Source organism: Paenibacillus vortex V453 (assembly GCF_000193415.1).
Taxonomy (GTDB): Bacteria; Bacillota; Bacilli; order Paenibacillales; family Paenibacillaceae; genus Paenibacillus_AQ; species Paenibacillus_AQ glucanolyticus.
On record NZ_ADHJ01000023.1, the window covers coordinates 170,571 to 196,167 of the forward strand.

The following is a 25,597-nucleotide window of genomic DNA, read 5'->3' on the forward strand; positions in this document are numbered from 1 at the left end:
TCTCTTTTTGTTGTTGCGAGGGGCAAATGAGTGATTATGAGAGGAGTTACTAGATTTTGGCGGCTATTCTGGAAATTCAACGGTTAGCAAAACATTCCTGGAACCAAGACAACAGGGAATCCCCTTATCTGTTTGAAGAAGTGTCTGCTGTCATTCAGCAGCCGGAGTGCATCTCTGTCATCGGCCCATCGGGCCAAGGAAAAAGCACTTTGCTGCGGACGTTAGCGCTGCTGGATATGCCGGATCAGGGCGATATATCTTATGCGGGAATCTCCTATCGGGAGAAGGATCCCAGGTTGTGGAGAAAAGAAATTTGTTACGTTGCTCAGCAAGCGGTTATGCTGCCAGGCAGTGTCGAGGATAATTTGGGAACGGCAAGTCGTCTTCATGGAGAGGTGTATGATGTGCAGCTTGCCGAGCAATTGCTGGAAGAGACATTACTTGCTGGACTGGATCGCAAGAAGAATGCCAGCGAGCTGTCCGGTGGAGAGAAGCAGCGGATTGCGCTCATTCGATCGCTGCTGCTGCGGCCAGCCGTGCTGCTTCTTGATGAGGTTACCGCATCGCTGGATAATATTAGCGCAAGAGCAGTGGAGCACATGCTGCAACAATGGCAGGCGAGGGAAGGAACAACCATGATCTGGGTTACGCATGATTTGGAGCAGGCAGCACGGACCAGCAGCAGGACCTGGTTCATGTCCGGGGGCACATTATTGGAAGATCAGCAAACGATTGATTTTTTTCGTCAGCCGGCAACAGAAGCGGGAAGGCAATTTGTGCGTTTCCTGGCTAGCGAGGCTGCACTATGACATTACTGGCGCTTAGTTTTACACTTCTCTTTGTCATCGCGACCATGCTCATTTCCGTATGGCAGAAGCTTGGTTTGGAGAAAGAGATTGCGACGGGTACGATACGTTCAGCCATTCAGCTCCTGGCTATCGGATATGTGCTTCAGTATATTTTCCGGACGGAGCATGTGATTTATTTGGTTATGATCATCTCGGTGATGAGTTGGGGTAGGCGGCATGGGAATGCGGCTCGGCGGGCTCCGGGGATGTCGAGGGATCGTGTGGAGGATTGCGCTGTCGATACTGACAACCGAACTGCTGATGATGGGGATGCTGCTTGGCTTGAACATTATTGAACCGACACCCCAGTACATCATTCCGCTTAGCGGGATGACGATCGGGAACGCCATGGTCGTAGCCGGTTTATACGTGAATCAGATGCGGCGGGAGGTTCAATCCTCCAAGGGTGAGATTGAAGTCCTGCTCTCGCTTGGAGCCACAGCGTCGCAGGCCATGCAGGATGTGAGGAAGCGGGCTGTTAAATTCAGCATGATTCCAACAATCGACAGTATGAAAACAGTCGGACTCGTCCAATTACCGGGTATGATGACAGGTATGATTGTAGCCGGGGCAGATCCGGTGGAAGCCGTTCGCTATCAAATTCTGATCGTATTCTCCTTCACGGGTTCAGCTGCCATAACGAGTATGCTCTTGAGCATATTAAGTTATCGATTGATGCTTACAAAAGAATTGCAGTTGAGGCCGATACCTGAAGGAACCCGATGAGTCAAACTGCACTGATTCCTATTGGGAAGCAATACATAGGAACAACCATGGAGCTCTGCTGCTGATTGCGGCGGGGTTTCTTTTGTTGCGTTGAAGGCCAGGAATATTCTTGCTTAAAGAAAATCCTTTGAAAACTTTAGAACTTATCAGATACGGGTTCTGATAATAGAACAACATGATATAGTAGAATCAACTGCCTTAATTAGCTAATATGTTTTCTCATCATCACAATAAATGAAGAAAGTGAGTACAGCATCCATGAATAAAAAAAGCCTTGTTCAATGACGGATGGACGTTTGCCAAAAGCAGTCTGGACGTAACGGATTCGGATAATCTGATCTTTAAACCTGTGGATGTACCCCACGACTGGCTGATCTATAACACCATGGATTTATATGAGAACAGCATCGGGTGGTACCGGAAGTTATGGTCGTGGGATAGCAAAGAGAACCAGCAGGTGCTATTGTGTTTTGATGGCGTTTACATGGATTCTTCCGTCTATGTTAATGGTCAATTGGTGGGAGAATGGAAGTACGGATATTCTTCCTTCGAACACGAGATCACGGAGGCGCTCGTTGAAGGGGAGAACGTCATTACCGTGAAGGTTGTGCATCAAAGCCCGAACAGCCGTTGGTATTCAGGAGCGGGCATCTATCGTAACGTGTGGCTCAAAACCAGGGATCAGAGCCATATCGTGACGGACGGCATTTATATCACGACCAAGCAGCACGAAAGCGGATGGCAGGTCGAAGTCGACACGGAAGTGAACACCATGGCTGATGTGTTTATCAAGCATACCATCATGAAGGAAGGTCGGAAGATAGCTGAGGGATCCGAGAAGGTTGCAGCGGCCGCCCATTGCATATCGACGAACCGCCAAACCTTAGTCGTGGAGAATCCGCTGTTATGGAGCCCGGATGAACCCAGCCTGTATCAATTGATTACCGAAATGAGGCTTGCTGGAACAGATCAGGAATCAGAATCAGAACCAGATTGTCAGCATGAAGTTATTGAAAGCATATCCCACAACATCGGATTTCGGCATATTCAGCTTGATCCGAATCAAGGCTTTCTTCTAAACGGCCGTAAATTGAAATTGAACGGGGTTTGCGAGCATCATGATCTAGGAGCCTTGGGAGCCGCGTTTAACAAAACGGCCTTAGCCAGAAGGCTTGTCATTCTGAAAGACATGGGCGCTAACGCGATACGTACAGCACACAACATGCCTGCAAAGGAACTGATGGACCTGGCAGATGAGATGGGGATGCTCATCGTCTCGGAAGCTTTTGATATGTGGGAACGCTCGAAAACGTCTTATGACTATGCCCGGTTCTTCCAAGAATGGTTTCCACGCGATGTGAAGAGCTGGGTTCAACGTGACCGGAACCATCCAAGCCTCATCATGTGGAGCATTGGCAACGAAATCTATGATACCCACGCAGGCGAGAGAGGGCAGGAAGTAACAAGGATGCTGATGGAGGAAGTTCTGAAATACGATCCCAAGCAAAATGCAAGCGTTACCATTGGTTCGAATTATATGCCTTGGGAGAATGCTCGGAAATGCGCCGATATCGTGAAGGTGGCAGGTTACAATTATGCCGAGAAATATTACGAGAAGCATCATGAGGAGCATCCGGATTGGATCATCTATGGAAGTGAGACCGCGTCTGTTGTACAAAGCAGGGGCATCTATCATTTCCCGTTCGAAAAATCCATCCTGGCAGACGATGACGAGCAGTGTTCTTCCCTGGGTAACAGCTCAACGAGCTGGGGAGCAAAATCGGCTGAGGCGTGCATCCTGGCTGAGCGGGACATGCCGTTCTCACTCGGACAATTTCTATGGACCGGATTCGACTATATCGGTGAACCTACGCCGTATCATACCAAAAACTCTTATTTCGGGCAGATCGATACAGCGACTTTCAAGAAGGACTCCTATTATATCTATCAAGCGGCATGGACGGATTACCGGTACTAAACCGATGGTACATCTGTTACCTTATTGGGATTTTAATAACGGTCAAATGATCGATGTTCGCATTTGCTCAAACGCGCCGAGAGTTGAATTACAGCTCAATGGCATAACCATGGGGACCCATGATATCGACCATGAACACGGAAGGGAGCTATTGGGTTGGTGGAAGATCCCTTATGTCGAAGGGGAATTGAAAGCGATAGCTTACGACGAAGCAGGTCGCATGATTGCTACGGATGTGCGAACCTCATTCGGTGATGCCAGGAGGATTGTTCTGAACCCGGATAAAGAAAATCTGATCGCGAACGGCATAGATCTTGTGTTCGTCGAAATTGCGATGGAAGATGAGGCCGGCCATGTTGTCGAGAACGCTAATAACCGGGTGCAGGTACATGTGACGGGTGCGGGGCGCTTGCTCGGTATGGACAACGGGGACAGCACGGATTACGATCCGTACAAGGGCCAGAGCAGAAGACTGTTCAGCGGCAAGCTGATGGCGATCATCGGCTCCACCTTGGAGCCGGGCCAGATCCGGATTGAAGTGTCTTCCATGGGTCTGGACAGCCAATTTCTTACCTTGAATTCCACAGCCGCACAGAATGAAGGAACGGAAGGGATAGCGGCCAGCACGAAGAATGAGAACCTGCCAAGCTTAACAGAGTGTGTGGAAGAGCTGCCGCTTCGGAAGATTGAGCTGATCAGCGAAAGGGGTCAAGCGTTTGATTCGTCCAATCGTGAGAAGGTGGTACGTGCCAGACTGCATCCGCCAGAAACCTCTTATCAGGAGGTCCAATGGGCTGTCGTGAACGATGCGGGGATCGAATCCAATATTGCAAGGGTAGAAGCCGATGGGCATGAAGCCAAGGTAACGGCCTTGGGTGACGGTGAATTTCGTCTTCGGTGTACAAGCCGAAACGGTACGGATAAAATCAAGCTTATATCCCAGCTGGAATTCAAAGTCGACGGTTTGGGGGCCGCTTACAAAGACCCGTACTCTTTCATATCTGCCGGACTTTATGATTACAGCCAAGGCGAAGTAGGGAACGGGAATGAAAGAGGTGTTGCTACCAGCAGAGACGGCGAGACGCAAGTCGGATTTCGGGACATCGACTTTGGTCCTCACGGCTCCGATACCATCACGATCCCGATATTTGCCCTCTCAAGCGAGGAGTACTCTTTGCAAATCTGGGAAGGCATGCCTGGTGAAGAAGGCAGCTCACAAATAGCCGATTGTATTTACCAAAAAGAGTCCAAGTGGAATGTCTATCAGGAAGAAACCTATCGGTTGTCGAAGAAGCTGCGGGGCGTTACTTCGATTTGTTTTATCCTTCATCAGAAGGTGCATATCAAGGGTTTCTATTTTCATGAAGGGAATAGAGCATTTGAGCAGAATTTTGCAGCGGATTGCGACCGAATTTATGGGGATACCTTTACCATTGTGGACAACAAGGCCGTTGAAGGGATAGGAAATAATGTTTCCCTGGAGTTTGATCAGATGGATTTTGCAGAAGCAGGCTCATCGAAATTGATCGTTAACGGCAGCTCTGCGATTGACAAGAATACGATTCATATCCGCTTTGAGAGTCCAGAAGGAGAGAGCAATCAGCTGGTAGAATTTACGCAGTCCAGAGGGTACGAAGAGCAGGTTTTTGATCTGGAACCTATCGCCGGTTGTTACAAGGTGACATTCATCTTTCTTCCGGGAAGTCAGTTTGATTTTGGTTGGTTCCGGTTTGTGCGGGTCGATGGATCATGAACGGGTTTACGAGGTTGCTGAGAAAATCGGCAGCCTTTTTTTATATACATGAGTAAATGCTTCCGTGCGGAGGTTCAATAGAAAATTAATTAACCCTGCGGTATAATTCGCTCACGAGTAAATGGACCCGAAGGGATCGTGAAGAGCATGAAGAAGTTCATTAACCAGGGGAACAAGAGCTGGCGGAGGATAACGATATGGACTGTAACTATCCTGTCCCTTGCTGTTATCGCATGCTTCTCATTCTGGATTCACTTACGTACAAGCCGCTGGATGAAGCTGAAGCCGTGTTTCATAGCAACACGGAAATCGGTGTCGAACAGCTGACAGACGGTTACCGCTTCGAGCCCGTGAACGGGGATAGCCTTCCACCCGACATCATCTTCTATCCGGGCGGTTTAGTGGAACCTAAGAGTTATGCGCCTTTTGCCAGGAAAATGGCTGAGAAAGGATACCGGGTGTACATTGCTGCCATGCCCTTGAATCTGGCCGTGTTCGGACAAAATAAAGCCGACTCTTTCATTGAGGAATACCCAGACAACCGATATGTGATCGGAGGACACTCCTTGGGTGGTGTGTTCGCTTCTAGGTATGCGGCTGAACATTCAGATGCCATTGACGGTGTTTTTTTCTTGGCATCTTACGCTGACGATAAAGGGGCGCTGAACGGTTTGGACATGTCCGTGCTTCAAATTACCGGCACACAAGATGGGGTATTGGATAGATCGAAATGGGAGACTGCCAGGACGAATTTGCCTGACGATACCATGTATGTAGATATTGCAGGGGCTAACCATGGGCAGTTCGGTTCTTACGGTTTCCAAAAAGGTGACAGGGAAGCCTACTTAACCGCAGAGGAGCAGTTGCAAGAAATAACGGAAGCGTTAGACCATTGGATTCAGGAAATGGATTAGATTTCAGCTATCTTAACGAGAATGTAACCCGATTGAAACTTCTGCGTATAAAGGTTATAAACATGGGTACATGTTTAACACCAATAGAAGTTGAGGGATTCCATCATATGAATGTTGCGTATACAGATCAAGCCGATACGGGATATCGGCTGGCTGAGCAGAAGGCGGCTCAGTATTTTGCATCACTTTATGTACAGGTTAAGGAAAAGACATATGTGCCGATCCTGACAGAAGACATTCTAATGTGGAAAAGGAAGCATGTTCGTCGTGATTCATGGCTATCCTTTTTTTCCTCGGGAAAGAGAAAACCTGATACCCGGGACTATCATAGATATATCGGGTGGCTCCATTATACAGGTAAACTGGATGGCTACTTGGATCGAAGCATTTCCTATATTTATATGAGGGATCTGGGGAAGGCCCTGGACTCGCCAGACACGAAAGCCAGCATTCATCGCATGGTTGCGGATATAAAAAAACATCTTCTTCAATCCACCAAATCGGATGGAGGAGGTACGCCGGATGGCATGAGTTTAGCCGGGTTATACCGGTGGGGCCAGAAGGAAGGCATCGAGAATGCCGTGATATGGGTCATCCATAAGCTGAAGCAAGTAGCAGGCCATATTCCGAAGGAGATGAATGCAGAGCATGCCCAGCGCAAATTAATGAAGATCATTGTGGGCGTTGTTCTGCATGTCATTGAAGATATGGATGACTCGGTATTGCCTGCGGAACGTTCAGCTCGTCTCGATGATGCCATCAGGCTCGGTTACTCCTATGGTCTAACCTATCCCTTTATCGACGATTTACTGGACTCTGGCGTCTTAAATGAGCAGGAAAAAGAACAGTATTCCCATATGATACGCACTGCGCTGCTTACCGGAACGGTACCGAAGCCAGGTGATTGGGGCGGTAATAACGTGGAGCTGATCCGTTTCGTGCACGCGGAGCTCCGTGATGCCTTTGAGTATATTAAGGGACACCAGCGTCCGGAAACGCAGGAGACGTTTTTCGAGCAAGCCAACGTGTTTTTTCATTCGCAGCATATCGATCGTATCAAGGATCTTTCCAATGCCCGATACACCAATGAAGAGTTATATTTGCCGATCATTCTAAAATCGTCATCTTCCCGCTTGATTGTGCGGTCAGTTCTAAGCGCTCAAGCGGATGAAGGCTTTGATGAACGGACCTTCTTTTACGGCATCTACAATCAGTTGGCCGATGATTTTGCAGATATGTTTGATGACATGGAGGACGAGGCCGTCACCCCTTACACCTATTATCTGAAATATCGCGGTCAACGCGCCGATCTGATCAACCCCTTCGAATTATACTGGGCCGTCATTTCCCATCTGATCCACAATGTATATGACTCGGATGCCAAGACGCGGGACGTGATTCTGGATCGGGCCATTAATGGTTTGAAGCGCTGTAAAGCACGGATCGGGATTGAGAAATATAACGAAATCATGGAGATATTCTCCTCGGGGAACCCTGACTTCAATCGACTGATTCAGAAGATGGTGCGGAAAGCAGATCATGTGGATTTTTTTGATAAGTTGCTGCGGGATCAGATCATCACGGTGTTAAGGAACAACCGCCAAGAGAAGGAATGCTTTTCGAACACCTTTGCAACTGTCCGCGATGAGATCAACAGCCAATTGCAGATCAAGCAGCCAAGCGATACACCGCCCATGCAAGTGTCGCTGATTGACACGGCCAACTACACGCTTGAGGGAGATGGCAAGCGTTTAAGGCCGATTTTAACTTGGGTCATGGGGGTAAATGAATACGGATTGGAGCCTTCCGCGATTGTGCCGCTCCTCCGATCCCTGGAATATATGCATACCGCATCCTTGATTTTCGACGATCTACCCTCACAGGATAACGCATCTACGCGCCGCGGGAGGCCAACCCTGCATCAGGTCCATAACAGCGCCACGGCAGAAATAACGGGTCTGTATTTAATTCAGAAGGCGATCGAGGAGCAGTCGTCGCTTGTGGGATTTGATGCTAGCTCTGTCGTTTCCTTAATCCAGTATTCGTCTAAACGGGCTGGTGAGATGTGCATGGGGCAAGCGATGGATTTGGATTCCAAAGGGAAGAAGCTGACCCTGGAGCAGTTGAATATGATCTGCTTTTACAAAACCGGTATTGCATTCGAGGCCTCATTGGTCATGCCTGCCATTCTGGCTCAGGTAAATGAGGCAGAAATCGCCTTGTTGAAGAAGTTTGCTTATCATGCAGGCATAGCCTTTCAGATTAAGGATGATTTGCTTGATGTGCAGGGAGACCTGGAGCGGCTCGGCAAGCCCACCGGTCAGGATGCGGAGAACAACACGTCAAACTTTGTGACGATCCTGGGTCAGGAAGGCGCCAGCCAAGAGATGTGGGAACATTACTGCCAGGCGGTGGAGGCCTTGCAAGAGATGCCGCGGAACACTGCTTTTCTAAAGCATTTATTAAACTATATGGTTAATCGGGATAGTTAGTTCATTAATTTATATAGGTTCAAGAAGGTCAACCAGACTCAACGGGTTGGCCTGTTTTTGTGGCTTGATTGTCCTGTTGCAGGAGGCAATACACTTGAGTGCTGGGAATAGCGGAGGCGGAATGCGATATTCTGAACGGACATTTATGTCCTCTGCCCATGCAAGGTACAGGGGTAATAGTGGATACGATGCCGAAGTGGGGAGGGGAGCGACCGGAAGGTGCTCCGTCTATTGATACACCGGCATTTATGCTGCTCGTAAAGCACGTGGGAAGATGTGAATTTAAAGAAGAAACGAAGATGTAAAATAATATAAATATAGGTTGATAGTGGTATATGTTAGGCATATAATGAAAATGTAAGCGCATTAATATATGTAAGTTTAAGCAACAAGTGAATGTTCATCATAGATCGGTTTTTGGGCAATGAATCATGAACAGGAGGAGAGGTGATTTCAGCTTCAGTGGACCGTCCGCTGGAAGAACAGCTGTGTATGTACACTAGGTATCTATGAAACCTTGATCCGAAAATAATAGGAGGGAACATGATGCTAAGAAAAGGAATATGTGCAGTGATACTGTTCAGTCTTCTGGTCGTTCTATTGCCTGTTAACACAACAAACGCAGCGCCGAACTGGAATCTGGTATGGAGCGACGAGTTCAACGGAACTTCACTTAACAGGGCGAATTGGACTCCCGAAATCGGTACTGGCAGCGGCGGATGGGGAAATAATGAACTGCAATATTATACCGACCGTGCGCAGAACGTGCAGGTTACCGGCGGCAATCTGGTGATTACGGCACAAAAGGAATCCTACGGCGGGATGAATTACACCTCTGCCCGGATCAAAACGCAAGATTTAAAAACCTTTACTTACGGGAAGGTAGAGGCCCGAATCAAGCTGCCATCGGGTCAAGGGCTTTGGCCTGCATTTTGGATGCTTGGAAGCAACATCACCTCGGTGGGTTGGCCGAAGAGCGGAGAGATTGACATTATGGAGCGGGTGAATAATAACCCTTACGTGAATGGAACCGTACACTGGGACGCAGGAGGACACGCGGAATATGGACGGGTATCGGGCAATCTGGATTTCTCGCAGTTCCATGTTTACAGCATGGAGTGGGACTCCAAATATATTCGCTGGTTTGTGGACGGTGTGCAGTTCAATGAATTTTATATTGAAAATGGGACCGGCAATACCGAGGAGTTCCAGCGCCCGTTCTTTATTCTTCTGAATCTCGCAGTCGGCGGGAATTGGCCTGGCAGTCCGAATAACGCAACGCCGTTCCCGTCACAGATGCTGGTGGATTATGTACGTGTTTATCAAGACAATGGGGCATCGAACGTGATTAGTGACGGCATCTATACGATAGCTGCCAAGGCAAGCGGCGAAGGTAATGGATGTTGTGGATGTATCCACGGCAAGCGGAGCTAAAATCCAGCAGTGGACCAACTACGTTGCCAATAATCAGAGATTCAGGGTTGAGAGCACGGGAGACGGATATTACAAGCTCACAGCTGTACACAGTGGAAAAGTGCTCGACGTACCGAACTCATCTACTGCGACCGGTGTCCAGCTGCAGCAGTGGGATGACAATGGGTCGAATGCACAGCGATGGAGGATTGTAGATGTGGGTGGCGGTTACTACAAAATTATATCCAAAACCAATGGGCTGGTCGTTGACGTTGCCAGCGCCTCTACAGCAGACGGGGCTGCCATTCAGCAGTGGAGTGATAACGGCTCCGATGCGCAGAAGTGGGCATTTACCAAAATCAACTGATCATAACAGGCAGTCCCTCCGGGGGCTGCTTGTTTCATTTTTTTCGAAGTATCCTTACATTGGCACAGGCTGACGCGTGACGGCATGTTTGGTATAATAATGAAAAAATCAGGAGGAGTTCGGATATGCAGCCTGTTCTATTCACTAACGGCCAGCTTTTTTTACCTCATGCCGCTTCACCTGCGGATTCCGTATACGTGGAGGATGGAGTCATACGTGCCATTGGAAAAACTGCCGAGCTGCGGCTGCAGCTGGCGGGCAGGGACTATCGAACGGTGGATTGGGACGGAGGCTGCGTGCTGCCCGGCCTGGTCGACGCCCATATGCATCTCGGCATGCATGGAATGAAGCTGGGCATGCTTGATTTTACCGAAGCGGCTTCCAAGGAAGAGATGCTGGCCATGCTGCGGGCGCGGGCAGCCGTTACGCCGCCCGGAGAGTGGATTCTGGGTCTCAACTGGAACGAGAACAACTTTCCTGACGGGAAGATTCCACACCTGTTGGAGCTGGATGAAATCACAACGGAGCATCCGGTGTATCTGACCAGAACCTGCTTCCATGCTTATCTTGGGAATTCGGAGGCTTTCCGCAGAGCGGGTGTCACAGCCGATACGCCTGATCCGGAGTCGGGGGCATTTGGCCGCGGTGCGGATGGCCGGCTAAACGGCTGTATCTACGAGAACGCTTCGGCCCCTTTTGCCGATGTCCAGCCAGTGCCTGATCCGTCCATGCTGAAAACGGTGATGTTTCAGGCCTGTCACGATGCGCTTCGGCTCGGCCTTACTGGAGCACATACCGAGGATCTTCGTTTGCTGGGCAGTGTTGAAGCTATGCTTCGCATCCATCGCGAGCTCAAGGAGGAGGGCCTTTACTTCCGAACGCATCAGCTGATGTATCATGGCTTTCTGGATGAGATGGAGGCACTTGGTATCCAGGCAGGCAGCGGAAGTAACTGGAACCGTATCGGTGCCGTCAAGCTTTTTGCTGATGGTGCGATCGGAGGCAGAACAGCGCTGCTTAAGGATGCCTATTATGATGCTCCGCATACCCGAGGCCTGGCCATGCATTCTCCGGAGGAGCTAAGGGAGATTGTCGGCAGAGCACGCAAGCTCGGTTATCCTGTTGCATTCCATGCAATTGGAGACGGTGCGGCTGAAATGATGACAGAGGTGCTGGAGCAACTTCCGCTGAGTAGGGAAGCCAGGCTGCCGGACCGCTTCATCCATGCTCAAGTTGTACACCCGGATGCGGTGAAGCGAATGAGCAAGCTGAATTTAGCCGTTGACCTGCAGCCTCGTTTCGTAGCCAGCGATTTTCCATGGGTGCTGGAGCGTGTCGGCCCTGATCGGACAAGCTGGCTGTATGCATAGGAAAAAATGGCTGCTTACAGGGCTGCCTTGTTCAGGCGGCAGCGATGCACCCATTGAGCCGCTGAACCCGCTGCTCGGAATTCATGCCGCCGTCACGAGACGCAAGCCGGAAGAGAGTCATGAGGGGTATATGCCGGAAGAGAAGCTGAGCATAACGGAAGCGATCCGGCTGTTTACAAGCGGCAGCGCGGGCGCCGCAGGAGAAGCGGGTCAGCGGGGAAGTATTGAACTCGGCAAATACGCGGATTTTACGGTTGTGGATCGTAACTTGGCTGATGGAATGGACCCGGATGACCTGCTTCGCACAAGTGTCAGGATGACGATTGTCAACGGGAAAATCGGTTACAGGGCTTAAGAATTAACGACAAGCAAGCAGCGAGCAGTCCGTTATCGGGCTGCTTTTTGTATTTTGAGATGGCAAACAGGTGTGTAGACGTGTCTCTGCTTCATATAATGGTATCGACCGAAAGTGCCGAGGAAGGGAGGAAGTCTGTGAACCGGAAATGGAAAACCTATCTCCCGATGTTGTGGATTCTCATGATTCCTGCGCTCAACATTTTTTATGGTATCCTAAATCAGGCGCATACGCCGGTGTACAGTCTGATGACGGATCTGGATGCCGCCATTCCATTTATGCCGATTTTTATTATTCCCTATCTGATATGGTACCCATTTATAATTATTATGCTCTTTCTGTTCTGTGCCAGAGATCGAAGTGTGTATTATCGGACGCTGCTGTCGCAGTGCATCGGTTTAATCGCTTGTTACATCACGTTTTTCTTGTTCCAGACAACGGTTGATCGGCCATTGATCATGGAGGCGGGGATTCTTGACTGGCTAGTGAACCTGGTGTACAGCACGGATAATCCCTACAACTGCTTTCCGAGCATTCATGTGCTGACCAGTTATTTGATGATCAAGGGTGCGGTCACCAGTGCCGGTTTCTCCAACAGGGAACGGACTGCAGTGAAAATATGTGCGTGGTTCATCATTGGATCTACCTTGTTCGTGAAGCAGCATGTTCTGCTGGACGTAGCGGGTGCAATCGCGGTGGTGGAGGTTCTGTGGTATTGGGTTGGAAGAGGGTTCCACGGACAGCGTTCTGCGCCAACAGCGGAATTCGTCCGCGAGGAGAACTTATCTTGAGGCTCCGTCAAAATTAAAAGTCAATCAGAGACAGATCAGGCTGAGGGCCCCGGGCGGCTCCGCAGCTGGTTTGCTTGCAAGCAAGTGTTCAAAACCGAATCGTAGTGAACATCGTAACTGGAATAAGATACCCTCAATGGATCATCCTTTCCGAAAATTTTATAAATAAGGTTTACCTGCGATATGGTTTTATATATAATGATTCTAATAAATGCGATGAAGAGACGAGTAAATAAATGAATTCTTGCACAGAGAGCTCCGGCAGTTGAGAAGGAGCGAAGCGTTCTTTATTAGAAAAAAGACTCAGAGCAGCACATGGAAACCTCATGAGAGGTGGATGATGTGCCAGGAGCTCCTGTTACAGAGCTAGGGTATATGCATTACGTTGTAATGCCGTACTCGACGAGGCGAATATGGCGACATATTTGCAAATTTGGGGTGGTACCGCGAGTGTAACAATCTCGTCCCTGAGACTACGGTCTTGGGGGTGGGATTTTTTGTTATATCAGAAGAAAAACGAAGGCTCAAGGTAGGAATCCTACACCAATTCAGACGAGTTGAATAGTTATCTAAGAAGAAGCTTATTGCATGCCATTATCCGTACTCTAGATTAGAACCGATGTATGGGGAACATGACGCCACTATGGAAGGATATGAGCAACGAATGTCAGAAAAACTTAAAGTTGGTATTGTTGGTGGAACAGGTATGGTTGGTCAACGTTTTGTACAATTGCTGGATGGACATCCATGGTTCCAGGTAACCTCTATTGCGGCAAGCAAGAGCTCTGCTGGCAAAACCTATGAAGAATCCGTGCAAGGCCGCTGGAAGCTGGCTACCCCTATCCCGGATCCTGTGAAAAGCATTGTCGTACAGGATGCTTCACAAGTGGAGAAGGTTGCTGCAGAGGTCGATTTCGTATTTTGCGCAGTGGATATGAAGAAGAATGAAATACAAGCACTGGAAGAGGCTTATGCCAAGACAGGCACGCCGGTCATTTCCAACAACTCGGCACATCGCTGGACTCCGGACGTACCGATGGTCATTCCAGAAATTAACCCGGGTCATATGGATGTCATTGCTGCACAGAGAAAACGGCTGGGGACTTCGAGCGGGTTCATTGCGGTTAAGCCTAACTGCTCCATTCAGAGCTATGTCCCGGCACTTCATGCCTTACTCGATTATAAGCCTACCCACGTGGTTGCCTCGACGTATCAAGCGATTTCCGGAGCCGGCAAGAACTTTACCGATTGGCCGGATATGCTGGATAACGTGATTCCGTACATCGGCGGCGAGGAAGAGAAGAGCGAGCAGGAGCCGCTGCGCATCTGGGGAAGCGTGGCAGATGGCGAAATCGTTAAAGCAAGCTCACCTCTGATTACGACGCAATGTATTCGTGTCCCTGTAACGGACGGCCACTTAGCTACTGTGTTTGCATCGTTCGAGAACAAGCCGGCGAAGGATGAAATCCTGGACCGGTGGCGGCAATTCAAGGGTAGACCGCAAGAATTGCGTCTCCCGAGTGCGCCAGAGCAGTTCATCACGTATTTTGAGGAAGATAACAGACCTCAGACCAAGCTGGATCGTGACATCGAGCGTGGTATGGGCGTCTCGGTAGGAAGATTGCGCGAGGATTCGATCTACGACTATAAATTTGTCGGACTCTCGCACAATACACTGCGCGGCGCTGCAGGCGGCGCTGTTCTGATCGCTGAGCTGTTGAAAGCAGAAGGATATATTCAAGCTAAATAACGCATAGGGATTTCCAAAGGGCGGCTGCTTGTGCAGCCGTCTTTTTTTGTCATTTCACAATCATACTGATGGTTAAAGTGTCCTCTCACGGCGGATCATGACGTTGACTAAGTCCACACTATCGTTTATAGTGAATTTCTGTGCTTCAATGCCCAAAAGCAAAAAAGCGCAAAAGCGCAAAAGTTAAACATATTTAACCATCAAAACAAATGCTGCATAGGAAGGGACGGGTATCGAATCTCCCTCCCACATTTAGTGTACAAGGAGTCTCATCCTCATGGAACGTCAGCTCAGTTTCTCCAAAAGCATCATCCTCATCGTATTTATTCTGGCACTGCTGTTTGTCTCCATCTTTCTTCTCAAAGCGGAGCCGCATCTGCCGCTGCTTGCAACCACCGTTGGCACAGCCGCGCTGCTGCGTTTATTCGGTTTCTCCTGGAAGAAGCTCGAATCTGCCATCATCCAGGGAATTCAAACGGCCATTATGCCGATTCTCATTCTATCGCTCATCGGAATTCTGATCGCTGTATGGATGATGAGCGGCACGGTGCCAACGATTTTATACTATGGCATGGATTATATAGAGCCGCATTATTTTGCGGTAAGCGCGTTATATGTGACCATCGTGGTCTCTATGTTCACCGGAAGCTCATTTACGACTGTCAGCACGGTTGGCGTTGCCTTTATGGGAATTGCCGCAACAACGGGCGTTTCTCCAACCCTGGCAGCCGGAGCGGTGATCTGCGGTGCTTGTTTCGGCGATAAGATGTCTCCGTTATCCGACACAACGAATTTTGCTCCCGCGGTAGCGGGAATATCACTATTCACTCATATTGGCAACATGGTTTACACTACCGTACCGGCACTTATTGTTACAACGGTCTTTTTCCTGCTCGCACCAATGACGGACTCCCTGGATTTGTCTTCAATCGAGCAAATGAAGGTAGCTCTGAATGATGGGTTCCAACTTCATTGGCTGACATTGATATCGCCGCTCGCCGTTATTGCTTGCTCCATCAAGCGGCTTCCGATCCTCCCAACACTGATTGTGGGTATTGTTACCGGACTTATGGTAACCGCATTCGTTCAGCAGCAGACGGCCATCGATGTCTGGTTCAGTGTCATGCAAAGTGGTTACAAGAGCACAATCACGAACGAAATCGTGGCTTCCATAGTCAACCGTGGTGGATTGCAGTCGATGATGTGGTCCGTGTCCCTGATCTTGATTGCTTTATCGTTAGGAGGATTGCTTCAGCATTGCGGTATCATTGAAGCCTTTTTCCATAAAATCATTCAACCCTTGAAGCGAAAGAGCAGCATTGTCCTCATGACGGGCGCTTCTTCAATCGCGGTAAACGGTATGACGGGCGAGCAATACTTGTCCATTCTTTTGCCAGGACAAATGTTCAAGGAGGAATACGCCCGCCGTGGAATTCCAGCGAAGACGCTCTCCCGTACATTGGAGGACTGCGGCACGCTTGTGAATCCGTTAATCCCTTGGGGTGTCAGCGGGGCCTTCTTCGCGGCTACCCTTGGCGTTCCGGTTGTGGAATATGCACCTTATGCCGTATTCTTATGGTTAAGTCCGCTGTTCACATTTGCCTATGCATTCATACCAAGGTTGCAGCGAAACTCGCTTGGACGAGAAACATGAATTTTGAGATCCATGGATGGTAATCAGCCCCGTCTCCAGATGTTCAGGAAACGGGGCTGTTTATTTGTTTATAATGATTTAAACCCGAGCCATAACGGGATGGATTTGGTACGATGATAAGGAGCACAGTAAACATCTTTTATTTGAAAAGGGGATGAGAGCTTGAATCATTGCAGGGATAACGAGCCCACGGCCGAAGAGCTGATGGAGCTGCACGTAGAGGCGATGTTCACGCATGATCCAAACGGGCGGATCCGCGCAATCCACGAGCCATGGCCGGGTGAGGATCCAGCCCCGCGTTTTTTCCTGGGTCGGACGATAGACGGGACGGCACTTTGCAGGTTTCGCCATGATGTTCCAGATAGTCTTGCTCTTCTATTGAAAGAACTGGTCGAGGACGAGCCGATTATGAGAGATTTCCAAGCGAAGCCCAAACATTTCGGGTCGTATATGAAGCTTCTCCAGAGCGGACATCACGCGACGGGACCCTGTTATTGTATTCCAGTTCAAACGACGTCGACCATCCAGGTGGTACGCATCACCCGAGAACATATGAGCGATCATTCGCTTGCCGGTTTCGAATGCCTTGCCTCTGAAATAGAATACGTACAGCCTTGCGTGGCACTTGTACATGACCGCAGGATAGTATCGGTCTGCCGCAGCGTTCGGGTGACAGCAAAAGCATACGAAGCCGGGCTTGAGACGTTGGGCGAGTTTCGCGGCAGGGGATACGCCGCGGCAGTTGTTGCGGGTTGGGCGATGGCCGTGCGAGAGATGGGGGCATTGCCGCTCTACAGTACTCCATGGGAGAATCTCTCCTCCCAGCGGGTAGCCGGAAAGCTGGGATTGTCCTTGTATGGAGTCAATTTCACCATCAAATGAAATCATTGCTGCAGTATGACATTCCTCGCAAAAAATCCCCTCAACCATGTGAGGGGAGAAGTGCTTGGTTCCATATCGTCAGCTTGAGCTGCCTCTTCTATTTTTATAATAGCCATGCCCTTGATTTCCATGCCTGCGCTTGTAATCTGAAGAAGAGCCTTTACGACGTGAATACCCATGGCTGCTGCTGTATTTTCTTCCGTAATTCTTAGCAGAGCTGCCATGATGCCTTCGACTATCACTATGAGATGAGGAGTGAAGAAGCTTATTGATTATTTTCTTAAACATTTCGGTCTTCCTCCTTTCTAGTTCATCTTATTCCAGTCTACGTAATCGGATCGTACCACAGAGTAAGCCCCATAATCAACTTCAGGGCCTCCCATCATATGGATGGGAAGTTTTTGGCGTTAACCAGCCAGCGCAGCTCTTTCATAAACTCTGAAGATCCAGAATATGGATCTCGCAGCTGGAGTAAGCGTTCAATCATCATTTTCAACTCACTGGAGAGCTGCAATTCTTCCTGCCAGCTTCGCTCGGCGATAACGCTTTGGCTGCTCTCGGGCTCATAGACCGAATACAGCATAAACAGCATAAAATGGCCGATGTCCTGCAGATCCTCGCTTTCCTGCGATATTTTATGGCGTTCAGAAGATATCTTGCTGCCATGACGGAACCATGGCCGTGTTGGCTTCCGAAGCGGAGGCGGCTCGCCAATTCTGCGTGCCAACCCAAAATCGATGAGATTCAATTCTCCATTCTTAAACAGCACGTTGGGAATTCGCAGATCGAGATGAACAAAACCTTGTTTATGAAGGTACAGCACCAGCTCCATAAGCTGCATCGTAATAGACACGCAATCGGCTTCCTGATATTTTTGGTTTTGTTCAAAAATCAAGTCTTCCAGCGTATCTCCATTCATATAGGACATTACCAGATAGATATGGCGATGGTCCGTAAAAAGATCCAGGTAAGCCGGAATATGCGAATGCTGAAGAGATTTTAATATGGCAGCCTCCCGATTCAGCAAGTGTTCTGCGTAGCTGCCTTTGCTGGGTCTTGCTTGTTTGACGGCTACAATCTGACCACTTTTCCGATCCATGCACTTATATATTAAGCCGTAACTGCCTTCGCCAATCATGTTTTGAACAATATAGCGATTTCCCAGAACCGTATTCTTCTCGGCCGGATAGTCCCGCCAAGCGTTGATGAAGGAGCTCAAGGATGAAATAAGACGCATATCGACTCCAACTCTCCTTTTTGGTAAATCCAAATATCTCAGACCGCTATCAACGTACATTATATGCTTTTTGATGGGATTATACGAGTAGCGGAAGGTGCAAGAACCAGCTCGACTCTATCTTTCTTCGAAACTCAAGCGCTGATATGCCGGTATGATGACGAAACAGCTTAATAAAGCAACTGAAACAGGTGTAACGAATGAGGATGCGAGCCAGCAGAGCTATATCATGAATAACCTGGGATATACTGCAGCATTGTCGCTGCTTCGCACGGCTAGGGAGCAGGCTGTTCCCATTGAAATCTCTATGCTGGAGGAGCTCTTCAAAGCAAGGATTGTTATGTAAGGTCAACTCTACAAGACCTCTCCCATACCTTACAGGCATGAGAGAGGTTATGATATGAGTTTCGTTCCGCCTCATATTGTGCTAAGATGCACTGTTGTTTTTGGCTATAAAATCGTTGATCAATTGCCGGAGCTGTTCGTGATCCTCATAACTGTTGTACATGCGATAAGCGACCGTATGTGCATTGCCGAAGAAGAATCGTTCGAACTGGGTTTGCCGGCCACCGAATGAGCTTGCCCCAAGCTCCCAGGCGAGCCTGAACAAGGCGATGCGGTCGTAGGCCTCTGAGGTTGTGCCTTTTAAATATTGATCGAGGTAGTGTCCTGTATCCGAATCGAAATCCATCTCGGAGGGAATCATGATCAGGCCGCTGGAACCCAGAATTTGAATCATCTCAACCATCTCAGGATAGAACTTGGGGAACAGGATGCTGGAAGCCAGGAGCGGGCTGGTGGCAGGAACGAGATATCCGAATTTATCATGGAGTGCGCCTTGCTCAGAAGCCAGTCTTAAGGCTTTAAAGGTCTCGAGGAATGTAATAATCTTGGAAACGTTCAAAACCATTTGCGGCTCAAGCCCTACATTTTGCTCATCTGCCAATGACTCTAGCAAACCGAGTAAAAACTCGGTTTTTACAATATAACGAGTGGTGATTTGATGGGCCATATGGGTATGGAAGTGACTCTCGCCAAACAATCGCCCCGCATAGGCTTCATCCCCGTAATAAAATATGCGATCATGCGGCACAAGAACACGATCAAAAATAACGAGTGTATCCATCTCTTCGTATCTTGCGCTCAAGGGGTGATCGTAGGTGGAGCTGGCTCCGTAACTCTCGCGGCAGATAAAAGCCATCCCTGGCAGATCATTGGGTACCGCAAAGGCAAAGGCAGATGGATTCACATTATTGAATATCGTGGGTGACGGAGTCGGAAAGACTAACATCTCCTCACAAGTAGCACCTTGCGTAGCCATCATAAAAGCTCCGCTTATGACCATTCCTTTGTCGTTGATTTCTACGACTTTAGCAGCGATGGAGTCCTCTACATCGTCATTCTGACCGGATAGCTTGCTCGCGTAGGGCTGGATGAACGCATGGGACAAGGTAATATCATGCTCCCGGCAGTATGCATAATATCGCCTGAGGTTGTCGGCATATTGCGGATTATGCTCTTCAAGAATATCAGCGGCCGTGAATAGAGCCATGATCGCGGTGTTCATGTAATCGGGAGAGCGTCCTAAGAATCCATGGTGCCTGTTCGCCCAGAGCTCCATCATGATTCTGCGTTTTTGTAAATCCTCGGCATTCCTTGGCGGGAGAAAAGATAAACCAACAAGCTCTCCCGTATCAGGTGAAGGATAGGTCATCCGGTCTAAATAGCACGCATCACATTGCATATCATAAAGATCGGCTTGGGTTTCAATAAGACCTTGAAATGCAGGATGCTGTGATAAAGGACCTTCGATACGTTCTCCTTTATACCAAAATGTTGATATTTTGCTTATCAATCCGCTCGATATACTCTTTCCCCGATTTAATAGGCACTGTTTTCACCTCTTTGCGAAAATCATACTGTGCTAACTAACCTGTCTGCTGCTGTTAATGTACGTGTTTAGGCTATCTGGAGTACTTTGTCCCCATGTTGTGTTGCAAAATATGCGGTTGTACCTGCAAGCAAATTCAAGAGGAAATTAGGCGAAAAAAATGGGCCCGCAATGGCCCAAAAACGTTTCGTGTTATTATTGTTTTTTTTCCAGATATTGCTCGAGGGTCAGGTTTTGTCTCGTAATTTCTCCGGCAATGAATACCCCTACATAACGAACATGCCAAGGCTCGTAGGAATAGCCAGTCCCTTTCTCCTGACCTTTACCGTAACGAATAATGAATCCGTATTTAGGGGCGTTGACTTTCAGTCCATTTGCCTTCCTTGGTATTTCCAAAGACTCTGCTCCAGCGTCATAACCTACGGAAGCACTCGATATATCCATGCTCAGACCGGTCTGATGCTCGCTTTGTCCTGGTCTTGCACTGGTCTTGTTGGCAGCAGCCTCGCCCTTAATGCTTGCATTGCGTTCGAATATGGATTTTTGGGTTGCGTAGGAGCGGTAGCCCGACACAGCTTTGAGATCAATTCCGTCTTTCTTGGCGGCAGCGAACAGTTTTTCCAGCGAGGTTGCAGCTATTTTTCTCATCTGTTTTTTGGGACTAGGCCCCGAGAAGCTGAACGGAATTTGGGGTATAACCAAATCTTGCGGTACATAATGGGAAGGCAGGTTTCTCTTTTTATTGACCAGCACAACGGTACTTGATAGATTTGTGACCGTGGTAACGCCGTTAACATACTTCAGCGTCCGGCCAGGTGCGTTGTTTGCCAAAAACGCAGTGAAGGTGGAACTGGAGGAAGATGCCGCAGCCGCTTCCACTTGGTTCATTCCTGAAACGGTATCGAAACCGTTCATCATTAAACTTGCAACCACCAAACCGATCATGACGGCTGGTAGAATGGATTTGTATTTAACCCCATTCATTCTCATATGATGTCCCTCCTCGTTAGCTGTTCACTCAGTATATAGGAGAGTTATATCGATAGAGTCTCTAATATGTTTCTGAAATGTAAACAAAACGAGCTTGAGGTGACTCGCTTTTTTGGGGAGGATGAAATGACATGCAGATCGAGTTATTATTTAATATGGAGCACCGAAAGTCCTATACTGATCGTAAGGAGAAATACATATGAGGGATGAAGAACTTCAGGATGTTTTAAGAGGTTATGTCATCGAGGAATCCGAGACTACCTTTATACGACATAACGAGAATAGAACCTAGAACGGCAGCTCCTATTTGCTGCGCATTCATCAACCGGTCAAAGACAGCATGGCCGGCTTACAGCATACCTATGAGGGTCTGCAAGCAGAGCTGAACATGCTGGAAGGCCTGTCAAGCTGGAACAATCTTCATGTTCAGAAGCCACTCCGTAATCGGGATGGCGAACTGATTACGATCATACAGCACGAAGGGAAGACGTGGAACAGTTCCGTACTTACCTGGCTGGAAGGCAGGGATCTGCAAAAGGATGACGTGAAGGACCCGGCAGTGGTTGAGCGGCTGGGGGCTCATATTGCGGAGCTGCACCGTTTCTACAGCCAGCATCAGCAGGAAGGCTTGGATAAGCGTCCCAGTCAAGGAACCGCCTATCACGAATACATGATTGAGGTCATCAAGCGGGGTTTAGAGAAGGGATTGTTTACATCTCCCGATGTTTCCATCATAGAGACAACGCTAAGATGGGTTAACACGAGGCTTGAAGACAGAGGGAGTGAGGGTGCCTGGGGGCTCATTCACGGTGACCTGAGTTTAGGAAACATCATTATGACGCCGGAAGGTGAATTTAGTTTTATTGATTTTGGTTTTTTCGGACCGGGGTATTATTATACGGACGTAGCTAGGGGGCTATGATGATTCCTTCGGAACATCGTGATCTATTCCTTAGAGGATATTATGGCGACAATATAACCGGTCAGAATGAGCTCGTGCTGCTCGAAGGGTTCATGCTCGTGGCCATTATCGGATATTATGTCTTCCAGATGGAGAACGAGTCCGTGCATGCCTGGATGCGTGAGCGGATGCCAAAATTGTGCGCGGATTACTGCATTCCTTATTTATCAGGAGAACGCATATTTTATATTGTATAGTCCGTGTACGGGGAGGCATATCTCGCTGGTTCACATGGGAAGCAGACGCTGTTTTTAACATTGCGTACATCGCGGTGTTTTGTTTTTTGAACGTTATTATCGTAAAAACTATATGAACCATCTTATTGTGAACCATCCTAGCGGGTGGTTTTTCTCTTTCTTCTATATGAAAAACCTAAGTGAATCTTATTTAATACATATTATCCATATAGTTGATCCTATGTTAGCATAATCGTAAACCAGTTTAGGAGAGAGGGGATCGATGGATATGAAGTCATCTTATTGGTTGACAAACGCCCGGCTGGAGAGCGGCTATAATATTAAAGATGGTGTCATTACAGGCACCAGGACGGAAAGTTGTCATCTGTTTATAGAGGATGGAAAAATCGCGAAGGTGGTTTCTTGCGACACAAACATCCCGGACCAAGCCGTTCAACAGGATGTGAAAGGGCTGCTGCTGCTTCCGTCTTTTGTTGAAAAGCATTGTCATCTGGATAAAACGCTGCTAGGTGACCGTTGGCGTTCCGTAACGCCGGTCTCCAGTATATTTGAACGCTTGGATATTGAGAAGAAAACACTGCCTTCGCTTGATACTCGTATCCAGGACCGCGCGGAAAAACTGCTCAACCTCTATGTAGACTCCGGAGTAACACATGTACGTACACATGTGGATATATATCCGGAGGCTGGATTAGACCATTTGGAAGCTGTTCAGCAAGCCTTGCACAGCTTTGAGGGCAAGCTGTCACACGAAATCGTTGCCTTTCCGCAGCATGGTTTATTGCGGTCACAGGCAAAGGAATGGGTGCGGGAAGCTCTTCGCAGAGGAGCCGGCTTGGTCGGAGGCGTTGATCCGGCTACGGTTGATGGCGATATCGAGGCCTCCCTGCAGCAAATGGTGGAGCTCGCAGTCGAAGGTAACGCAGGAATCGATTTGCATTTGCATGATGCCGACCACCAGGGGATATACACCTTGAAGAGACTGGCGCAGCTAACCCAGGAAGCAGGGCTGCAGGGGAAGGTTGCGATTAGTCATGCATTTGGTCTGGGCGATATATCACCGTCCGAAGCAGAGGAGATGGGGGATTTATTAGCCGATGCAGGAATTGCTATTATAACCAGCGTGCCGATTGGCCGAACGTTCCCTCCCGTTGGTCTGCTGCACAAGCGTGGAGTAGAGGTGGCAGTTGGATGCGATAACATTTTTGATGTATGGTCGCCCTTTGGCAATGGGGATGTGTTGGAACGTGCAGGTCGTTTAGCGGAAATATCCAGATGGGTGGATGAACGCTCACTGGCGCACACACTCCGCTATATAACCGGTGGCATAACACCGCTTAATGACAAGGGGGAGCAGGTATGGCCGCGAGTCGGAGACGAAGCAAGCATCGTGTTCGTTGAAGCCTCATGCTCCGCCGAAGCCATTGCAAGAAGATCCAGGCGAGTCGTTACGATGTTCAAAGGGGATATCGTTTCGGGTTCATTTTAATTCATCCCTGTAAGGGGTGATGCAGTGGAATCACGAAATCAGGCGACGATCCTCTGCCAAAGCGAGGTAAATAGATGTCCATCCGAATTAAATTGTTATTATCCTATACCGGCATGCTTGTCCTCAGCTTGTTGGTATTTGTGTTGATTGCCGGATTGTTTACCATCGCAGCAACCGGCGACATTCGCGACATTCGGGATTTTTATAAAGTGCATTATCAGGTCAACCCGCTAACAGAGCAAGAGGAGTCCATCTTTCTTGAATTGAAATACCTGGCTAAGAATGAACCGGACGAGCTCCAAAACCAAGAGCTGCTGAAGGAATATGATTTCAAGCTGAGAACGGTGAGAGCCGGGCTCTATGTCCGCCGGGAAAAAGATCAGGTGTTTGAATCCCATACATTCAATCAGCCCGAGCTGGAACGGAGTCTGCCTCATTATGACTTGAACAACAATCAGATCCGCCATACGTTTAACATTGGCGAACGATTCTATGCTTATGCCAAGTATGATTTCCGTTATTCGGATGGTGCGAAAGGAAGTGTCTTTGTCATACGAGAGCGTAGTCCCTTTGGTGAGGTGACACGCAAGCTGCTGCCTGTCCTCGTTCTGATTCTGATCGGCATCATTGTGATAACGAATGTACTGTTATACCGCTGGATTACCCGCAGCGTTGTCAACCCGCTTGATTTGCTCCGGAATTCGGCTGAGCACATCAAGGAGGGAAATCTCCAATTCTCGCTTGATTTGCAGACGAAAGACGAAATCGGACAATTGAACGAGGCCTTTGAGGATATGCGAAAGCGGCTGCAGGCCTCGATTCAGCTCCGGCTTCAGGATGAAGAGAACCGGAAGGAGCTGATCTCCAATATATCGCATGATTTACGTACACCTATTACAAGTATCAAAGGATACATCGAAGGGATTCGCGACGGAGTTGCCGATACACCGGAGAAGATGGATAAGTACGTGAACATCATTTATGCCAAAGCGGTTGATCTCGATAAACTTGTGGGTGAGTTGTTCCTGTACTCCAAGCTTGATTCGAAGCAAGTGCCATTCATGTTCGAGCCTGTAGATATCATCGGCTTTCTAGACGACTGCATTGATGAACTTCAGTTCATTCTGGATGAAAAGGGGATTCAACTGGAGTGGATGGAGCGTACGGCGGATCGAGTTGAGGTCATAGCCGATCTGGAAAAATTGAAGCGAACAGTGCTCAATATTATTGGAAATGCCCAAAATTTTATGGATAAGCAACCCAAAACCATTCGTGTCTCGATCCGAATATCTCCCGAATGGGTGACGGTTGAGATCCAAGATAATGGGATGGGCATCCCGCGCGACGCGATCCCGCATATATTCGAACGGTTCTACCGCGTTGAACCATCTCGCAATTCTTCTACGGGTGGCAGCGGGCTTGGGCTGGCAATTGCAAGCCAGATTATAGAAGGGCATGGGGGTGCCATCTGGGCGGAAAGCGAGCTGGGAGTCGGTACAAGCCTGTTCTTTACACTCAAAAGGGCGATCAATTAAGGAG

Annotated in this window: 17 protein-coding genes and 4 pseudogenes; 17 read left to right on the forward strand and 4 right to left on the reverse strand. The window is 48.6% G+C overall.

Annotated elements, in window-relative coordinates; genetic code table 11:
• Positions 1–56 precede the first annotated feature (56 nt).
• The 12 genes and pseudogenes from PVOR_RS14410 to aac(2')-IIb all read left to right on the forward strand — a co-directional run bounded on the left by PVOR_RS14410 (position 57) and on the right by aac(2')-IIb (position 17,293).
• Positions 57–809, forward strand: a complete 753-nt coding sequence (locus PVOR_RS14410; RefSeq protein WP_006210030.1) for an ABC transporter ATP-binding protein — start codon at positions 57–59, stop codon at positions 807–809.
• Positions 806–1,574, forward strand: a pseudogene (locus PVOR_RS14415) (ABC transporter permease). The gene PVOR_RS14410 and the pseudogene PVOR_RS14415 overlap by 4 nt, the downstream one beginning before the upstream one ends.
• 262 nt (positions 1,575–1,836) lie before the next feature.
• A pseudogene (locus tag PVOR_RS14420) lies at positions 1,837–5,305 on the forward strand (glycoside hydrolase family 2 TIM barrel-domain containing protein).
• Positions 5,306–5,502: 197 nt separating this feature from the next.
• The gene (locus PVOR_RS14425; RefSeq protein WP_006210031.1) at positions 5,503–6,219 is read left to right on the forward strand and encodes an alpha/beta hydrolase; all 717 of its coding nucleotides are present in this window, start codon (positions 5,503–5,505) and stop codon (positions 6,217–6,219) included.
• A 107-nt stretch (positions 6,220–6,326) separates the two neighbouring features.
• Positions 6,327–8,711, forward strand: a complete 2,385-nt coding sequence (locus tag PVOR_RS14430; protein WP_006210032.1) for a polyprenyl synthetase family protein — start codon at positions 6,327–6,329, stop codon at positions 8,709–8,711.
• A gap of 98 nt (positions 8,712–8,809) precedes the next feature.
• A complete protein-coding gene (locus tag PVOR_RS14435; RefSeq protein ID WP_006210033.1) occupies positions 8,810–9,016 on the forward strand; it encodes a hypothetical protein in 207 nt (68 codons plus the stop codon).
• Between the two features lie 238 nt (positions 9,017–9,254).
• Positions 9,255–10,491, forward strand: a pseudogene (locus tag PVOR_RS29195) (RICIN domain-containing protein).
• A gap of 125 nt (positions 10,492–10,616) precedes the next feature.
• Positions 10,617–12,216, forward strand: a pseudogene (locus PVOR_RS14450) (amidohydrolase).
• 137 nt (positions 12,217–12,353) lie between these two features.
• On the forward strand, positions 12,354–13,007 hold the full coding sequence (locus PVOR_RS14455; RefSeq protein ID WP_006210036.1) for a phosphatase PAP2 family protein: 654 nt from the start codon (positions 12,354–12,356) through the stop codon (positions 13,005–13,007).
• A gap of 664 nt (positions 13,008–13,671) precedes the next feature.
• A complete protein-coding gene (gene asd / locus PVOR_RS14460; RefSeq protein WP_006210037.1) occupies positions 13,672–14,757 on the forward strand; it encodes an aspartate-semialdehyde dehydrogenase in 1,086 nt (361 codons plus the stop codon).
• A gap of 277 nt (positions 14,758–15,034) precedes the next feature.
• Positions 15,035–16,411, forward strand: coding sequence for a Na+/H+ antiporter NhaC (gene nhaC, locus PVOR_RS14465; protein WP_006210038.1), 1,377 nt, complete (start codon positions 15,035–15,037; stop codon positions 16,409–16,411).
• 162 nt (positions 16,412–16,573) lie between these two features.
• Positions 16,574–17,293, forward strand: coding sequence for a kasugamycin N-acetyltransferase AAC(2')-IIb (aac(2')-IIb, locus tag PVOR_RS14470; RefSeq protein ID WP_006210039.1), 720 nt, complete (start codon positions 16,574–16,576; stop codon positions 17,291–17,293).
• Between the two features lie 2 nt (positions 17,294–17,295).
• Here the strand turns inward: aac(2')-IIb and PVOR_RS14475 are convergent, their stop codons facing one another.
• Both PVOR_RS14475 and PVOR_RS14480 read right to left on the reverse strand, forming a co-directional pair.
• The gene (locus tag PVOR_RS14475; RefSeq protein ID WP_036642683.1) at positions 17,296–17,517 is read right to left on the reverse strand and encodes a hypothetical protein; all 222 of its coding nucleotides are present in this window, start codon (positions 17,515–17,517) and stop codon (positions 17,296–17,298) included.
• 158 nt (positions 17,518–17,675) lie between these two features.
• Entirely contained in the window at positions 17,676–18,530 is an 855-nt protein-coding gene (locus PVOR_RS14480) for a protein kinase domain-containing protein (RefSeq protein WP_006210040.1), read from the reverse strand.
• A gap of 154 nt (positions 18,531–18,684) precedes the next feature.
• Between PVOR_RS14480 and PVOR_RS14485 the strand changes: the two genes are divergently transcribed.
• Positions 18,685–18,876, forward strand: coding sequence for a hypothetical protein (locus tag PVOR_RS14485; RefSeq protein ID WP_006210042.1), 192 nt, complete (start codon positions 18,685–18,687; stop codon positions 18,874–18,876).
• A gap of 81 nt (positions 18,877–18,957) precedes the next feature.
• Here PVOR_RS14485 and PVOR_RS14490 read toward each other — a convergent pair whose 3' ends face one another.
• Both PVOR_RS14490 and PVOR_RS14495 read right to left on the reverse strand, forming a co-directional pair.
• Complete coding sequence (locus PVOR_RS14490; protein WP_006210044.1) at positions 18,958–20,385, reverse strand: 4-hydroxyphenylacetate 3-hydroxylase family protein; 1,428 nt, start codon at positions 20,383–20,385, stop codon at positions 18,958–18,960.
• A gap of 231 nt (positions 20,386–20,616) precedes the next feature.
• On the reverse strand, positions 20,617–21,411 hold the full coding sequence (locus PVOR_RS14495; protein WP_006210045.1) for a M15 family metallopeptidase: 795 nt from the start codon (positions 21,409–21,411) through the stop codon (positions 20,617–20,619).
• A 307-nt stretch (positions 21,412–21,718) separates the two neighbouring features.
• Between PVOR_RS14495 and PVOR_RS31765 the strand changes: the two genes are divergently transcribed.
• The 4 genes from PVOR_RS31765 to PVOR_RS14510 all read left to right on the forward strand — a co-directional run bounded on the left by PVOR_RS31765 (position 21,719) and on the right by PVOR_RS14510 (position 25,593).
• Positions 21,719–22,333, forward strand: a complete 615-nt coding sequence (locus PVOR_RS31765; RefSeq protein ID WP_234972903.1) for a phosphotransferase enzyme family protein — start codon at positions 21,719–21,721, stop codon at positions 22,331–22,333.
• A complete protein-coding gene (locus PVOR_RS31770; protein WP_234972905.1) occupies positions 22,330–22,569 on the forward strand; it encodes a hypothetical protein in 240 nt (79 codons plus the stop codon). The genes PVOR_RS31765 and PVOR_RS31770 overlap by 4 nt, the downstream gene beginning before the upstream one ends.
• A 268-nt stretch (positions 22,570–22,837) precedes the next feature.
• Positions 22,838–24,058, forward strand: a complete 1,221-nt coding sequence (locus tag PVOR_RS14505; protein WP_040680649.1) for an amidohydrolase — start codon at positions 22,838–22,840, stop codon at positions 24,056–24,058.
• 74 nt (positions 24,059–24,132) lie between these two features.
• Positions 24,133–25,593, forward strand: coding sequence for a sensor histidine kinase (locus PVOR_RS14510; RefSeq protein ID WP_006210048.1), 1,461 nt, complete (start codon positions 24,133–24,135; stop codon positions 25,591–25,593).
• Positions 25,594–25,597 lie beyond the last annotated feature (4 nt).

What these genes read in the sequence shown, in the direction of transcription:
- PVOR_RS14425 (WP_006210031.1), top strand. Translation starts at nt 5,503, where the DNA reads ATGGACTGTAACTATCCTGTCCCTTGCTGTTATCGCATGCTTCTCATT.
- PVOR_RS14430 (WP_006210032.1), top strand. Translation starts at nt 6,327, where the DNA reads ATGAATGTTGCGTATACAGATCAAGCCGATACGGGATATCGGCTGGCT.
- asd (WP_006210037.1), top strand. Translation starts at nt 13,672, where the DNA reads ATGTCAGAAAAACTTAAAGTTGGTATTGTTGGTGGAACAGGTATGGTT.
- nhaC (WP_006210038.1), top strand. Translation starts at nt 15,035, where the DNA reads ATGGAACGTCAGCTCAGTTTCTCCAAAAGCATCATCCTCATCGTATTT.
- PVOR_RS14475 (WP_036642683.1), bottom strand. Translation starts at nt 17,517, where the DNA reads ATGGCAGCTCTGCTAAGAATTACGGAAGAAAATACAGCAGCAGCCATG.
- PVOR_RS14480 (WP_006210040.1), bottom strand. Translation starts at nt 18,530, where the DNA reads ATGCGTCTTATTTCATCCTTGAGCTCCTTCATCAACGCTTGGCGGGAC.
- PVOR_RS14485 (WP_006210042.1), top strand. Translation starts at nt 18,685, where the DNA reads ATGATGACGAAACAGCTTAATAAAGCAACTGAAACAGGTGTAACGAAT.
- PVOR_RS14495 (WP_006210045.1), bottom strand. Translation starts at nt 21,411, where the DNA reads ATGAGAATGAATGGGGTTAAATACAAATCCATTCTACCAGCCGTCATG.
- PVOR_RS31770 (WP_234972905.1), top strand. Translation starts at nt 22,330, where the DNA reads ATGATGATTCCTTCGGAACATCGTGATCTATTCCTTAGAGGATATTAT.
- PVOR_RS14505 (WP_040680649.1), top strand. Translation starts at nt 22,838, where the DNA reads ATGAAGTCATCTTATTGGTTGACAAACGCCCGGCTGGAGAGCGGCTAT.
- PVOR_RS14510 (WP_006210048.1), top strand. Translation starts at nt 24,133, where the DNA reads ATGTCCATCCGAATTAAATTGTTATTATCCTATACCGGCATGCTTGTC.